13 protein-coding genes are annotated in these 13,787 nt (G+C 60.2%); 8 read left to right on the top strand and 5 right to left on the bottom strand.

The genetic code is table 11. The features are described 5' to 3' along the window. Nucleotides 1–28: 28 nt before the first annotated feature. The 3 genes from CTR2_RS25915 to CTR2_RS25905 all read right to left on the bottom strand — a co-directional run bounded on the left by CTR2_RS25915 (nt 29) and on the right by CTR2_RS25905 (nt 3,933). Nucleotides 29–442, bottom strand: coding sequence for a hypothetical protein (locus CTR2_RS25915; RefSeq protein WP_238707560.1), 414 nt, complete (start codon nt 440–442; stop codon nt 29–31). Between the two features lie 112 nt (nt 443–554). Next, complete coding sequence (locus CTR2_RS25910) at nt 555–1,091, bottom strand: DUF2867 domain-containing protein (RefSeq protein WP_087079877.1); 537 nt, start codon at nt 1,089–1,091, stop codon at nt 555–557. A 178-nt stretch (nt 1,092–1,269) separates the two neighbouring features. Beyond that, entirely contained in the window at nt 1,270–3,933 is a 2,664-nt protein-coding gene (locus CTR2_RS25905) for a hybrid sensor histidine kinase/response regulator (RefSeq protein ID WP_087079879.1), read from the bottom strand. Nucleotides 3,934–4,148: 215 nt separating this feature from the next. On the opposite strand from CTR2_RS25905, the gene CTR2_RS25900 reads away from it, so the two are divergent. Further along, the gene (locus CTR2_RS25900) at nt 4,149–5,465 is read left to right on the top strand and encodes a dicarboxylate/amino acid:cation symporter (RefSeq protein WP_087079881.1); all 1,317 of its coding nucleotides are present in this window, start codon (nt 4,149–4,151) and stop codon (nt 5,463–5,465) included. Between the two features lie 115 nt (nt 5,466–5,580). On the opposite strand, the gene CTR2_RS25895 is transcribed toward CTR2_RS25900, so the two are convergent. Further along, nucleotides 5,581–6,399: an RIO1 family regulatory kinase/ATPase domain-containing protein gene (locus CTR2_RS25895; RefSeq protein WP_087084408.1), complete on the bottom strand. Its 819-nt coding sequence runs from the start codon at nt 6,397–6,399 to the stop codon at nt 5,581–5,583. 68 nt (nt 6,400–6,467) lie between these two features. Further along, the gene (locus CTR2_RS25890) at nt 6,468–8,216 is read right to left on the bottom strand and encodes an FMN-binding glutamate synthase family protein (RefSeq protein WP_087079883.1); all 1,749 of its coding nucleotides are present in this window, start codon (nt 8,214–8,216) and stop codon (nt 6,468–6,470) included. 195 nt (nt 8,217–8,411) lie between these two features. Here CTR2_RS25890 and CTR2_RS25885 point away from each other — a divergent pair, with 195 nt between their 5' ends. The 7 genes from CTR2_RS25885 (at nt 8,412) to CTR2_RS25855 (ending at nt 13,779) form a co-directional block, all read left to right on the top strand. Further along, nucleotides 8,412–9,209 (top strand): YecA/YgfB family protein, encoded by a 798-nt coding sequence (locus tag CTR2_RS25885; RefSeq protein WP_003068296.1) that lies wholly within the window; start codon nt 8,412–8,414, stop codon nt 9,207–9,209. 190 nt (nt 9,210–9,399) lie between these two features. Continuing rightward, entirely contained in the window at nt 9,400–9,714 is a 315-nt protein-coding gene (locus CTR2_RS25880) for a helix-turn-helix domain-containing protein (RefSeq protein WP_087079885.1), read from the top strand. Nucleotides 9,715–10,131: 417 nt separating this feature from the next. Next, entirely contained in the window at nt 10,132–10,320 is a 189-nt protein-coding gene (locus CTR2_RS25875) for a Flp family type IVb pilin (RefSeq protein WP_072248228.1), read from the top strand. 33 nt (nt 10,321–10,353) lie between these two features. Beyond that, complete coding sequence (locus tag CTR2_RS25870; protein WP_176391565.1) at nt 10,354–10,824, top strand: A24 family peptidase; 471 nt, start codon at nt 10,354–10,356, stop codon at nt 10,822–10,824. Between the two features lie 21 nt (nt 10,825–10,845). Beyond that, complete coding sequence (locus CTR2_RS25865; RefSeq protein ID WP_087084409.1) at nt 10,846–11,382, top strand: TadE/TadG family type IV pilus assembly protein; 537 nt, start codon at nt 10,846–10,848, stop codon at nt 11,380–11,382. A gap of 48 nt (nt 11,383–11,430) precedes the next feature. Next, on the top strand, nt 11,431–12,420 hold the full coding sequence (gene cpaB, locus CTR2_RS25860) for a Flp pilus assembly protein CpaB (protein ID WP_087079889.1): 990 nt from the start codon (nt 11,431–11,433) through the stop codon (nt 12,418–12,420). A gap of 3 nt (nt 12,421–12,423) precedes the next feature. Beyond that, the gene (locus CTR2_RS25855) at nt 12,424–13,779 is read left to right on the top strand and encodes a type II and III secretion system protein family protein (RefSeq protein ID WP_087079891.1); all 1,356 of its coding nucleotides are present in this window, start codon (nt 12,424–12,426) and stop codon (nt 13,777–13,779) included. Nucleotides 13,780–13,787: the final 8 nt, after the last annotated feature.

Here is a 13,787-nt window from a genome sequence, read left to right as displayed (position 1 = left end):
TGTGTTGAGACGGGCCGCCATCGGGATGTCAGCCTTGATCGAAGCTTAGATAGTTCAGGTGCTCCTGGCTACGCCAGACCGCACACCATGCATTGATATCGCTGCCGTGGGAGAAAAAGATCTCCCAGCGATGGCCGACCTCGTCCTGAAAAACCTGTCTCGCCGCATTGATGAAGCGATGACAATGGGCTTGGAGCAGGCCTTCGGCATCTTGCGCATCGATCAGCCAGAGGAAATCCTCTTGCCAGTCGGCGTCGCACGATATTTCATGCACGGATTTCAGACGCAGCCTGCTGACCACATCGGGCCAATGAGCGAGATCGATCCGGCAGCGCACAGCCAGGCGGTCGTCAATGCCGCTGCCTCCGGCATAAAAGCCCAGCGCATAGTGCAAGTCTTCCTCTGCAGGCGCAAAGCCAATCAGATTGGCAATGAGTGACATGGGCTTCTCCACGCACATGTCTTTGCTGCTGTGTCGATGAGCCAGGCTGTCGTAGTCGCGCATGTCTTCTGCAACCGTCTAAGGAAGAGCAGGCATGAAGAGGTGTGTCTCCTCATGCTGCATGGGGTCGTCCTCCCAGGGAGGACAGAACGGCAGGGGCGATCAGCCTGTGCATGGGTTTGACGGGTAGCATGTAGAGGTGCCCCAGTGCATTCTTGACATGCACGACGGTGGTGACGGTGATGACGGTGTCCGGGGTGCTGATGCCGCTCTTGCGGTGAATGCTGAGCACGACTTTCAGATGCTTGTCGTCGTCGCCGATCAGGGCTTCATCAAAGGTGTTCTCGAACACCGTGAAGATGCCGACCCTATCGCCGGGGCCGTAGCTGGCGGCTGGTTTTCCGGGTTTCAGGGCCGACAAGGTGCCCAGGTTCTTGAGTCCCACCAGACCGCCGACCAGATTGCGCGCACGCATGCAGGTCTCAATCCAGCGCGGTGTTTTTCGCGCGGCAAGAATGAAGTGGTCCAGTGCAGACAGGCCTGTGGCGTCCGAGACGATGCTCCAGGAGTCGTGAAAGCTGGAACCGGCCAATCGCTCTGCGATGCGGCTGCCGGGCGGAACGGCGGATTCAACGGGATGATGGTGCATGCTGTCTCTGTCAGGGTTGAACGGCTCGCGTGCCTGAAAGCCGAAGAGGCTGTTGCAGCATATCGAAGAATCCGCCACTCGGCTTGCGCAGTCATGGCGTGCCGACCGGTGCTGGTCCTGAGTTCATTGCGAGAGTGCGATGCACTGAAAGCGCTGCGGCTGGAAATGACTTTGGCTTTCAGGCGCTCCCGCCTTCTCGTCCGCGCAAAAAGGTCTGGCTCATCAGCGCCCGCAGCGCCGGCGGTCTGACCGGCTTGGCCAGAAAGCCCCAGCCGCGTTCGGCAGCCTGGCGGCGCAGGGTGCTGTCGCCTTCTGCGGTCAGCAGGATGACGGGAGGCTGCTGCCCCCAGCGCTCGCAGAGCTGGGCATAGATATCGGGGCCGTAGAGCTGGCCCAGATGCACATCGAGCAGCACCAGTTGCGGAGCATTGCCGGGCGCTGCATAGGCCAGGGCTTCGGGGGCGTTGGCGGCCAGCGGCACATCGCAGCCCCAGCGCTCGAGCAGGGCGCAGGTGGCGTCGCGGGTGGCGGGATCGTCCTCCACATACCAGACGGTTCCGCCCTGCAGCGGACTGTCCACACGAGCGCTGGGAGAAGGCTGCTGCGATACAGGCGTCAATGCAGCGGCCTGGCCCAGTGGAACCTTGACCCAGAAGACGCTGCCCTTGCCCAGAGTGGAGCGCAGGCCGATTTCATGGTCCAGCAATCTGCCCAGGCGTTCCACGATGGCCAGGCCCAGGCCGGTGCCGCGGTCGTCGGCATGGCCTTCGTCGAGGCGGCGGAACTCTTCGAAGATTTCCTTTTGCAGGCTCTGGGGAATGCCAGGACCCTGGTCATGCACCTCGATGCGCACCTGGTCGCCCTGGCGGCGACAGCCCACGACGATACGGCCCTTGCGCGTATAGCGGATGGCGTTGGAGACAAAGTTCTGCAGTATGCGACGCAGCAGGGCTTCATCGCTGCGCACGATCAGCCGGCTGGGCATGCAGTGCAGGCTCAGGCCCTCGTTCTCGGCCTGCAGTGCAAAATTGTTGTGCACCACTTCCAGCAAAGAGTTGAGCGCGAAGTCACGCACGCGGACTTCGAGCTGGCCCGATTCCATGCGCGAGATGTCGAGCAGGCTGGTGAGAATGGCGTCCTGAGAGGCCAGTGCCTTGTCCACCCGCTGGGCCAGTTGGCGGCCGGCCTCGTCGTGCAGATAGGTGGGCAGCAGGTTGGTGAAAATGCGCGCCGCATTCAGCGGCTGCAGCAGGTCATGCACGGCCGAGGCGACAAAGCGGGTCTTGTAGCGGTTGGCGCGCTCGGCCTCCTGTTTGGCCTGGGCCAGGTCCCGGGTGCGATCGGCAATGCGCTTTTCCAGCGTATCGGCCAGATTGCGCAGCTCGCGCGCCGTGTTCTTGTAGCTGGTGATGTCGGCATAGCTGGTGACAAAGCCGCCATCGGGCAGGGGGTTGCCGCGGATCTCCAGCACCGTGCCGTCGCCCTTGGCGCTTTCGTGCAGATGGGGGCTGCCGCTGCGCAGATGCTGGAGCCGACGCTGAATCGCAGGCTCCACATCGCCCTTGCCCAGCAGGCCACGCTTGGCGTTGTGGCGTATCAGCGCCTCGATGGGCTGGCCCACATGCATCAGCTCGGGCGGGTAGCGGAACAGCTCCACATAACGCGAGTTCCAGGCCACCAGCCGCAGCTGCGGGTCCACCACCACCACGCCTTGCGGCAGATGCTGCAGGCTGCGCGAAAGTCCGGTGTCGGCCTGCTTGGCGGCCTGGACAATACCGTCCTGGGCCGTGCGCAGCTCCTGCGCATGCTGGTGCAGAACGGTCTCCAGCTCCTTGCGGCTGCGCTGGCGCAGGGCAGCCAGGCGCTGGCGCTGGCGGATATACAGCACCAGCAGCGAGGCGGCCAGCCACAGGCCGCCAGCGGCTACTGCAGCCCAGCGGCTGGCCGTCTGGCTATGGACGATATCGTGCAGCAGGTGCAGCTGCCATTGGCTTTCGGGGAGTTCCATGCGCAGCCAGAGCATGGGGTCGACCAGCGGAGGCTGGCTGAAATGGGCCAGCATGCCGATGCCCGCAGGCTGCCGGCTGGTGCGATAGCCGAGCGGCATCAGGGCCTGGCCCGCGTATTGATGGGTGTCCCGCACCTCCTGCTGGTCGCTGCTGGACAGCGGCTCCAGCAGGCGGTAGCGCCATTCGTCGCGGTTGGAGAGAAAGACCACGCCATGCTCGTCCGAGGCGAAGACGATGTCGGGTGACTGGCTCCACTCGCCTTCGAGCTCCTGAAACAGGATCTTGATGGCGATGAGTCCCAGCACCGAGCCGTCATCATCATGAATGGCCTGGGAGAGAAAGTAGCCGGGCAGTCCCGTGGTCATGCCGATGCCGTAGAAGCGGCCGCTGCCCTGGCTCAGCGCCTGAGTCACATAGGGGCGAAAGCTGTAGTCCTCGCCCACATTGCTGTGCGAGTCGCGCCAGTTGCTGGCGGCCAGGGCCTTGCCGCTTTTGTCGATGAGGGTCAGCGTGGAAGCTCGGCTGGCGCCATTGGCCTGCTCCAGCTTGTGGTTGAGCCTGTCCACCTCGGTGGCGCTGAGCGGGTGGCTGAGCGCGCTCCTTAGTTCGGCATCGAGCGCCAGCACCTCGGGCAGGGTGCGGTAGCGGTCCACGCGCTGCACCATGGCCTGGGCATAGAGCGTGAGCTGGCGCTGCACGCTTTCGCTTTCATCGTGCAAAGAGGTTTGCAGCGCGACGCGACTGGCGGCCCACATGCTCAGCAGCATGCCGCTGAGGACGATGACAAGGGTCAGAAACAGTCGGTTTCGGGCAAGGTTTCGCGCAAGACGCATGACGAGGGCGGGTGATCAAGGTGCCCAGTGTGGCCCTGGAGCAGGTTCAGTGCGGATTCTGAGGCCTAGGGATTTCCCTAAGTTGGTGCATGCTCTCCCAGGGAGCGCGTCCCGACCTAATACCAATGGGTTATCGGCACAAAAAGGGCGCGGGAGTACAAACGGCAGCAATTCGGCGCACCACGGTGGTGCGCCCGCAATTTTGGAGATGCAGCGTGCACACTCTGCCCACAGAATCTGCTCCGCGCGAGCACTTGCCGTTCTACCGTCAGCTCTACTTCCAGGTGGTGTTCGCCATCATCGTGGGCGTGCTGCTGGGGCACTTCGAGCCTGCCTACGGCGAAGCCATGAAGCCCTTTGGCGATGCCTTCATCAAGCTCATCAAGATGATCATCGCGCCGGTGATCTTCCTGACCATCGTCACCGGCATCGCCAGCATGACGCACCTGAGCGCCGTGGGGCGTGTGTTCGGCAAGGCCATGGCGTACTTCCTGACCTTCTCCACACTGGCGCTGGTCGTGGGCCTGATCGTGGCCAATGTCATGCAGCCTGGTGCCGGAATGCATATCAACCCTGCCGACCTGGACCAGACAGCCGTCAAGGGCTATGTGGCCAAGTCGCACGAGATGACGCTGACCGGCTTCGTGATGGACATCATCCCCAAGACGCTGATCAGTCCGTTCGTGGGTGACAACATCCTGCAGGTGCTGCTGGTGGCCGTGCTGTTCGGCGTGTCCCTGGCCATGGTCGGCGAGGCCGGCAAGCCTGTGCTGAACTTCTTTGAAGGCTTGACCAAGCCCGTGTTCAAGCTGGTCAACATCGTGATGAAGTTCGCTCCCATCGGTGCCTTTGGCGCCATGGCCTTCACCATCGGCAAGTTCGGCCTGGGCTCGCTGGTCAACCTGGCCGAGTTGGTGCTGACCTTCTACATCACCTCCGCCCTGTTCGTGCTGGTGATCCTGGGTGCCGTGGCGCGCTTTTGTGGCTTCTCCGTGCTCAAGCTGATCAAGTACCTCAAGGACGAACTGCTGCTGGTGCTGGGCACATCGTCTTCCGAGTCGGCTCTGCCTTCGCTGATGCACAAGATGGAAAAAGCCGGCTGCAGCAAGTCCGTCGTCGGTCTGGTCGTGCCTACCGGCTACTCCTTCAACCTGGACGGCACCAATATCTACATGACGCTGGCCGCGCTGTTCATTGCCCAGGCGACCGATACCCATCTGACCCTGGGCCACCAGATCGCGCTGCTGCTGGTTGCCATGCTGTCGTCCAAGGGCGCGGCGGGCGTGACGGGGGCTGGCTTCATCACCCTGGCAGCGACCCTGGCCGTGGTGCCCGAGGTGCCCGTGGCCGGCATGGCACTGATTCTGGGTGTGGACCGCTTCATGTCCGAATGCCGTTCGCTGACCAACTTCATCGGTAACGCCGTCGCTACCGTGGTGGTCTCCAAGTGGGAAAACGCGCTGGACTACGAGAAGCTGGACGCTGCTCTGGCAGGCAAGGAAGAAAACGAAGCGGTGTCCGCTCACGCCTGAGCGCGCACAGGCCTCAATCCAAAAAGCCCCGATCTGATGGTCGGGGCTTTTTTCATGGATTTCAGGCTTTAAGCCCAGCCAGGGAAGGCGCTGGTAGCCATCGCTTTTATGGCATTCAGGCGGAGTGTGAGGTGGCCGTCAGCAAGTCATGGGCCGCCAGCACGCGCAGGGTGTCGCGCCCCAGGCTCTTGCTGCGGGGCAGAAAGCGCACCCAGCTCAGTTTGTTGACGGTGCGCTCCAGTACCTGCCGGGCCTCGGCGGGAAGCTGCTGCACAAACTGCTGCCAGGCCTCACGGGCCTGCTCCAGCGCACCTGCCTGCTGCAGGAACAGCGCTGTGGACTGGACGTAGTTGAGCGCATCGCGCGCCATGCAGACGGCTTGCGGCAAATGGGCCGCAGGGTCGTCTTCAAAGTCGATGAAGCCTATGACCCCGTCGGCGCAGACCACCATATTGCGCGCCACGGCCTGACTCAGCACCTCGCCGCGGGCATGCGCCTGCTGGATGGCCTCCAGGCCTTTTTGCCAGAGCTGCAGCGTAGGCTGCGCGCCCCGGGCAATCGCATCTTCGATGGCATTGCTCAGCGATGGAGCTTCTTCGCCCGGGCGGCCCAGATGGCGCATCACAAAGGCCTGGTCGTCCGTGGCCAGCACTTGCGGCACGCGCAGGCCCTTGGCCTTGAAGCTGCGCAGGCGGCGCACTTCGGTTTGCAGGGATTCGGGCCCGCCGGGGTTGGGCACGGGCTGCAGCACGGCGGCCCTGAACAGCTTGGCCAGCGTGCTCAGCAGCCAGTAGTTGAGGGCCGGGTTGCCCTTGCTGGCGCGCTTGACCCAAAGGGTTTCATGCGCGAGTTCATAGCGCATGATGCTGTGAGGCTGGTCCAGATGCTCGCGCAGAAATGCCTGGTAATCGATGGCGTTGTGCGCAGATGGCATCTGCTCTTGGGCGGAAATATCCTGAGATTGCACGGCTTGGGATCTGTCGGGCGCGAGGCTCTGGCTTCTCAGGTCCAGATACCGTTGCGCTGGGGAAAAGCTTGCGATTGTGCCGTGTTGTCGGCGCCACCCGCAGCTGATGGGCGCAACACAGGCTCGTGCAGGGGCTGAAAGCTCTGTGCCGTGGCCAGCGGCCAGTAGTTCTGGAAGACCTTGTGCTGGCGCTCCAGGTTCTTGAGCAGGCAGCCTGGCTCCACGCGCAGTATCAGGTTGGACAGCAGACTGACCTGGGTGTCGTCCAGTCGGCGCACGATATGGTGGGCCGTGATTTCGTTGGGATGCCTGAGGCCGGCGGCCTGAACCAGCTCCTGCAGCGCATGCAGGGTGTTGCGGTGGAAGTTGGCGACGCGCGTGGCCTTGTCGGGCACGACCAGCGCCTGCTGGCGCACGGTGTCTTGTGTGGTGACGCCCGTGGGGCAGGTGCCGGTGTGGCAGCTCTGGGCCTGAATGCAGCCCAGCGCCATCATGAAGCCGCGCCCCGAATTGCACCAGTCGGCACCCAGGGCCATCATGCGGGCAATGTCAAAGGCCGTGATGACCTTGCCTGCCGCACCGATCTTGATGCGCTGGCGCAGGTTCACGCCCAGCAGCGTGTTGTGCACCAGCAGCAGGCCTTCCTGCAGCGGCACACCCACATGGTCGACAAACTCCACAGGCGCTGCGCCCGTGCCGCCTTCGGTACCGTCGACGACGATGAAGTCGGGCGTGATATTGGTTTCCAGCATGGCCTTGACCATGGCAAACCATTCCCAGGGGTGACCGACGCAGAACTTGAAGCCCGTGGGCTTGCCGCCTGAAAGACGGCGCAGCCTGGCGATGAACTGCATCAGCTCCACAGGGGTGGAAAATGCGCTGTGGCTGGAGGGCGAAATGCAGTCCACGCCAACCGGTATGCCGCGTGCTGCTGCAATTTCGGGAGTGACCTTGGCTCCGGGAAGCATGCCGCCATGGCCGGGTTTGGCGCCCTGGCTGAGCTTGATCTCGATCATCTTGACCTGCGGATCGGTGGCGTTGGCGACGAATCTTTCTTCGCTGAACGTGCCGTCCGCATTGCGGCAACCGAAGTAGCCCGAGGCCACCTCCCAGATCAGATCACCGCCATGCATGCGGTGGTACTGGCTGATCGAGCCTTCGCCCGTGTCGTGGATGAAGCCGCCCATCTTCGCGCCCTGGTTCAGCGCCTGGATGGCATTGCCCGATAGCGCGCCAAAGCTCATGGCCGAGATATTGAAGACGCTGGCGTGATAGGGGCGGGTGCAGGGATCCACTCCTTCGGCCGGTTGCTCCTGCGTGCCGCCAATCCAGAGGCGGAAGTCATGCGAGCTGAGCTTGGTGGGTTGCAGGGAGTGGTTGACCCACTCATAGCCCTGCTGACTCACGTCGAGCTGGGTGCCGAACGGCCGGTTGTCGACCTGGCCCTTGGCACGTTGATAAACCAGCGAGCGCTGGGCACGCGAGAAAGGCTGGGCCTCGGTATCGCCTTCGATGAAGTACTGGCGAATCTCGGGACGGATGAATTCGAAGATGAAGCGCATATGCCCCATGACGGGATAGTTGCGCAGTATGGCGTGCTGTTTCTGCAGCAGATCCCAGATACCGAGCAGCACCAGCAGGGTCGACGCAATCAGCCATCCAAGTCCCTTGCCTGCCGTCGTCAGCGTGTAGAGCGAGATCGCCAGCACGAGCGCGGAAATGAAGAGGGCGCCATAGCGCAGGGGCAGACTGTTGAAGAAGCGATGCACTGCAGATACTCCCATGGCAGGGGGTGTTGATGGTGGCCCGCTAAAATTCAGCCTGTACGGGGGGCATCCGTCCTGAATGCTTTGTCCCCTTGATCCATCGCCCGGTCCTGCACTTCGATAGTGATGAAATGGTTCGGGCCATCATAAAAGCCTTTCCCTATGCAAGAACAAGCACCTAACTCCGCCGCAGAAGACGCGGCTCTCGCCGACATGCCCGAGGGCGCACTGAGCAATGATCAGCTCGAAGAGCTGGACGCGCTGCTCGACGAGCTGCGCACCCGTGGCGATGAAATTCCCCAGTGGGAATTCTGTGACGGCTTCCTGACCGCTCTGGTCTGCACACGCCGCCCCATTGCCGCTGCCGAATACATGCCCATGCTGCTGGGCGATGGCGAAGCCCTGCAAGTGGCCGAAGGCCAGCCGCTGCCCAAGCTGGAAGCCTTCAAGGACGAGGCCCAGCAGGCACGTTTCATGGAGCTGTTCGAACTGCGCCTGGCCGAAGTGCGCGAGCAGCTGGATGCCGACATCAAGTCCCTGGCCGACGACGCAGCCTTCCAGCCCGAAGCGCTGGATACGCGTGGCGCCATCGCCATCCTGCCCGAAGCCGAGCAGGCCGAGTTGGCCGGCGAAGAAGTGCCCTCGTTCTCGCAAGTGTGGGCGCTGGGCTTTATGTTCGTGGTGGAGAACTGGGCCGACGAATGGGCCGCGCCACGCGACAAGGAAGCAGCCCAGTTGCTGGACGCTGCCATGGAGTTCATCGTCAACCTGACCGAGGACGACACGGACGAGCCGGCTCTGAATCTGTACGACGAAGCCGGCCCCGCCTCGACCAGCCAGGAACGTGTGGACGCCTTTGGCGAAGCCATCTGGGCCGTGTATGACCTGTACCGCCTGTGGAAGAGCATGGGCCCACGCCAGGAAACCATCGTCAAGGGCGAGCAGCCCGGCCGTAACGACCCTTGCCCCTGTGGTAGCGGCAAGAAGTTCAAGAAGTGCCACGGGGCTTGACCAGAGCCATCGCCTGAGGCGCTTTGCGCTTTCCCCCAAGGGGCGGCCTTTGCTTTTGCTTGCCACCCCCCAAGTTTGGGGCAGTGGCATTGCAAAAGCCTTCTAGAAAAGCGTCTCGGTTGTTGGGGTGCTCAAAAAGCCGCGCGATATTTGCGCAGGCATTTGCGTGCAGTGTGAGTTAGTGAGATAGATGACGCATTTAGGTGAACGCATACGCGCCCGGCGACAGGTGCTGGGTTTGAGCCAGGGACGCCTGGCGCAGATGGCGGATGTCACTGCATCGGCCATCTCGCAGATCGAGTCCGGAGCCATTCGCACTCTCAAGAATGACACGCTGGCAAGACTGGCTGTCTCGCTGCAGACCACGGCGCTGGAATTGATGGCAGGCCTGCATTCCGAGACCGCATCGCTACCCAGTGATGAGCAGCGTTTGCTCGACTGCTATAGAAAACTGCAGCCGCCGTTGCAGGACATCGCTCTCAAACTGATTAAAGCCCTGCAGTGATTTCCGAATCACTTTATTGATCGATCTCTTTTGTTTCAGAAAGGCCTGCTATTTGCAGGCCTTTCTGTTTTTTCATTTGAACGCAAGGGTTAACCCGATCATTGAATGTAGGATGAAATCCATTAATCTGTAGGAAATAAATGAAGATTGCGTAGATTGAACCGGAAGACATATGTGAGGGAAGAGTCAAGAAAATTACAGATGCGTCCCTGTGTCTTTTGAAGTCTTTGTTTTTATTGGATTTTTTATGTGGAGGTGCTTACTTACACATTGATTGAAATTGCCGGGAACTATGCTGCATAGTTGTTGATAGCTATTTCAAATATTTCAAGATGTTTCTTGCTTCGTAAGATTGGTTCCGCGGTGGTCGAAAACAGCCACAGCGATCTACAAACCTGATTGTTGAAGGAGCTAGTCATGAAAGACCAAATCATCAAATTCTGGCGTGATGAAGAAGGTGCAACGGCGATCGAGTACGGCCTGATCGCAGGATTGATTGCTGTAGGACTTTTAGCTGCTGTAACTGATATTGGGAAATACCTGCAGGTGGTTTTTGAAAAAATAGCGACCTCATTGGAAAAAGTCGGTACAAAAGCTCCTGCGTAATAAGCTCAAATAGAAATGGGGTTGAGAGATTATTTGAGATTGCTCTTTTTGCTGTGGCTGTGTGTAGCTGCGGTTTCTGACGCTAGATGGCGAAAGGTAAATAATTGGCTGACCGTTTCAGGTTTTGGATTGGGTATTTTTATACTCTCTCTGATTCCTGAAGCTCAACCTTTTAAGGTTAATTTAACTGATGGGGTTTTGGGTTTTTGCGCTGTATTTTTTATATTTCTTATCTTTTATTTCTTTGGGTTGATGGGGGCTGGGGATGTGAAGTTCGCTGCCGCACTTGGCACATGGGTTGGTTGGGAATTATTGCTTCCAATATGGGCTTTGAGCTGCGGCTTTGCAGTGATCCATGGTCTAGTAGTTAGAAGTAGTTTGAAATACTTATATATCCCTTCCATGATTTTTAGTGAAGGGTATCAAAAAAATAAGAAGAGATTCATTCCCTATGTTGCCTATCTTTCGTTAGCCACTGTGATTGTTCTGATACTGAATACATAGAAAATGAGAAAGGAGGGGATCATGCAACTCAAAAAGCAGCAAGGTGCAGCCGCAATTGAATTTGCCATTCTCTTTCCCATCTTCTTTCTGATCTTCTACGCCATCATTACTTATGGCTTGATCTTTGCTGCACAGCAGACTCTGACTTTGGCTGCCGCCGAAGGCGCAAGAGCCGCAGTGCGATATCCCTCCGTTCCCACGGGCGGCACGATGACCAAGTCGGCCCAGTTGCAGGCTCGCTTGACTGCAGCCTGTGCCACTGCGGCATTGGCGACGGATTGGCTTTCCAAAATTGGTGCTGGCTTTGGCTCTACAGGATGTAGCGCAGGTGTCAGCGATGCTGCGGGGCTGTACGCCACCTCTGGTCTATGTGGCACGGGGTCTGCATCGTTCACTGCTTCCAACGATGCCAGCCAGGTGAACTGCGTGACCATGCAGGTGAACTACAACTACGCCTCTGCACCGCTGATCCCAAGGTTGCTGGGGCCTTTGTTGAGTCTGCCCACTCCCAATTTGTTGCGGGGAAAAGCGGTCGCACAAATTAGCTTGATTGACTGAAAACGATAAAGCCTTGCTCTTTCAGGCAAAGTAAGAAGAGGGAAATCTATGGTGAATGTCGCAAAGATCGCAGTCGGGGTTTTGCTGGCAGTGGCATTGGCTCTGGGCGTTTATGGATGGATGCTCGCCAGGGCTCCTCAGGCTCCGGCCCCTCAGGATCACGCATCCGCCAGCGACAGCAAACCCCATGTCAGCATGAGCGTGGTGGTGGCTGCACAGGCCATTCCCGCGGGCCAGGCACTCAAGGCCGAGGATCTGCAGCTCACGCAGTTGCCTGCCAAACCCGATGGCGCTTATGGCGAGATTCAGGCAGCTGTTGGCTCCGTTCCTGCGGTGGATGTTCCCAAGGGCGCACCCGTACTCCAAGGACAGATGGTGACCGGCCTGGCGCTCAAGTTGTCGGAGGGCGAGCGTGCGGTCGCGGTCAAGGTCGATGAAAGCATTGGTGCTGGCAATCGCATCAGACCAGGTGACTTTGTTGATGTGTTCTTTGCGCTGCGTCGTGATGGCAATGAAATCGACCAAAGCCAGGCGCGTTTGCTGCTCTCGCGCAAGCGCGTGCTGGCCTATGGTGCGGCATCGGTGGACGCTCTGAGCTCGGCGGAGAAAGCAGAGGGCAAGCAGGCTAATGGCCCCGACAATGCCCGAACAGCGGTGCTTGCGGTGCCGGTGGCCGAGGTCAATCAGTTGCTGCTGGGAGGCTCCAATGGCAGTCTGCTGCTGGCGTTGCGCAATCCCATGGATATGACAGAGCCGGATAGCGAGAAGTTTGCTCCACTGCCTGGCATATTGGCCGTCGCCATGGCCAAGGGGTCTGTTGCCGTTCCGCTGGAAGGTGCTGACGCAGCGCAGGCTGGTGTGGCCATGAGCAGCCTGGCCGGTTCTGCAGGCACTTCGGCTGCGCGCCTGGGGGCGGCCAAGCCAATGACAGCCGGGGTTACCAGGCCTGCGGTGCCGCGCACACGTACCGCTTCCGCAGACTCTTCCCTGCCCGTTGAATTCGTGCGTGGTGCCAACTCCCAAACCGTGCGGTACTGATCTATGAATAACAAGACTGTTTCAATCGCATCCCGCACCTTTTCGCTGAAGCCGCTGTATCTGCTCTGCAGCCTTGTTGTCACTGGACCGGCCCTTGCGCAGCAAGTGCCCAATGCAGGCGAAAGCAGAGCGCAGCAAGCGACAGCAGCCAGGGAGGTCAAGCTGGTGATGGGTGCTCAGCATGAGCTGGACCTGCCGGGCGGTGTGGAACGCATTGCAATCGGCGACGACACGATTGCAGCCGTGCATATCAAGCGTGCGGGCAAGGGGGCGGCCGCCAAGATTCTGCTGAGCCCGCTCAAGCCTGGCAGTACATCGTTCATGGTCTGGCCGCGCGGCGAAGCGCAGGCGCAGAGCTATATGCTCAATGTGCAGCAGCGGGTGGAACTGCGCACGGCCAAGGCCTCCAGCCTGATAGAGCAGCAATTTGCCGGCGAGCTGGCGAATGCGCAGTCCGCCGACAAGGCCAAGACTGTCGATCTCTCCAGCGTTCAACTCAAAAGCAATGTGGTGCAGGTCGATGTCAAGGTGGTCGAGTTCAACAAGACCCAGATGAAGAAGGTGGGCCTCAACCTGTTCAGCACGGCGCCCAATAGCTCGGGCTTCAGCTTTGGCATTTTTGGACGCGGGTCCTATGGAACTGGCGGCGGAAGTTCCACTACAGGCGCGGCAGCAAACCCTTTGACCCAGGCCTTCAACTTGCTGATGCAGTTCGATAAGGCCGGAATTGGCGTCAACATCGGCATGCTTGAAGGTAACAATCTGGCGCGGGTGCTGGCGGCTCCGACCTTGGTAGCCTTGTCCGGCCAAAGCGCCAACTTTCTGTCGGGCGGAGAAGTGCCGGTTCCCGTGCCAGCGGGCACGGGCATGGTGGCCATTCAGTACAAGCCTTACGGCATTGGCTTGACGGTCTCTCCGACGGTGCTGTCCAACGATCGCATCGTGCTCAAGGTGGCGCCTGAGGCCAGTGAGCTGGACTATGCCAACACCATTGTTCTGAACAGCGCGACTGTTCCGTCCATTACCACTCGCCGTGCCGATACCACGGTGGAGCTGGGTGACGGCGAAAGCTTTGTGATTGGCGGCCTGGTCAGCCGCAACACCACATCAGGTACCGACAAGGTTCCTTTGCTGGGCGACATCCCGATTCTGGGTGTGCTGTTCAAGCGTCAGGAGTTTCAGCAAAAGGAGAGCGAGCTGGCGATCGTAGTGACTCCGCGCCTCGTCAAGCCGCTGGCTCGCGATGTGAATGTGGAGCCGCTGCTGCCCGGGCGCACTGAGCAGCGTGATCCTGCTGTATGGGGGCCATGGATGGCGGGAGGCCTGTCGTCCAGCGTGGCGCCGGGTTTCTCGCGCTGAGTGCCAGG

The organism is Comamonas thiooxydans (genome assembly GCF_002157685.2).
Classification (GTDB): Bacteria; Pseudomonadota; Gammaproteobacteria; order Burkholderiales; family Burkholderiaceae_C; genus Comamonas; species Comamonas testosteroni_H.
The sequence above is the reverse complement of the archived record's forward strand: the minus strand, read 5'-3'. Positions and strand labels throughout refer to the sequence as shown.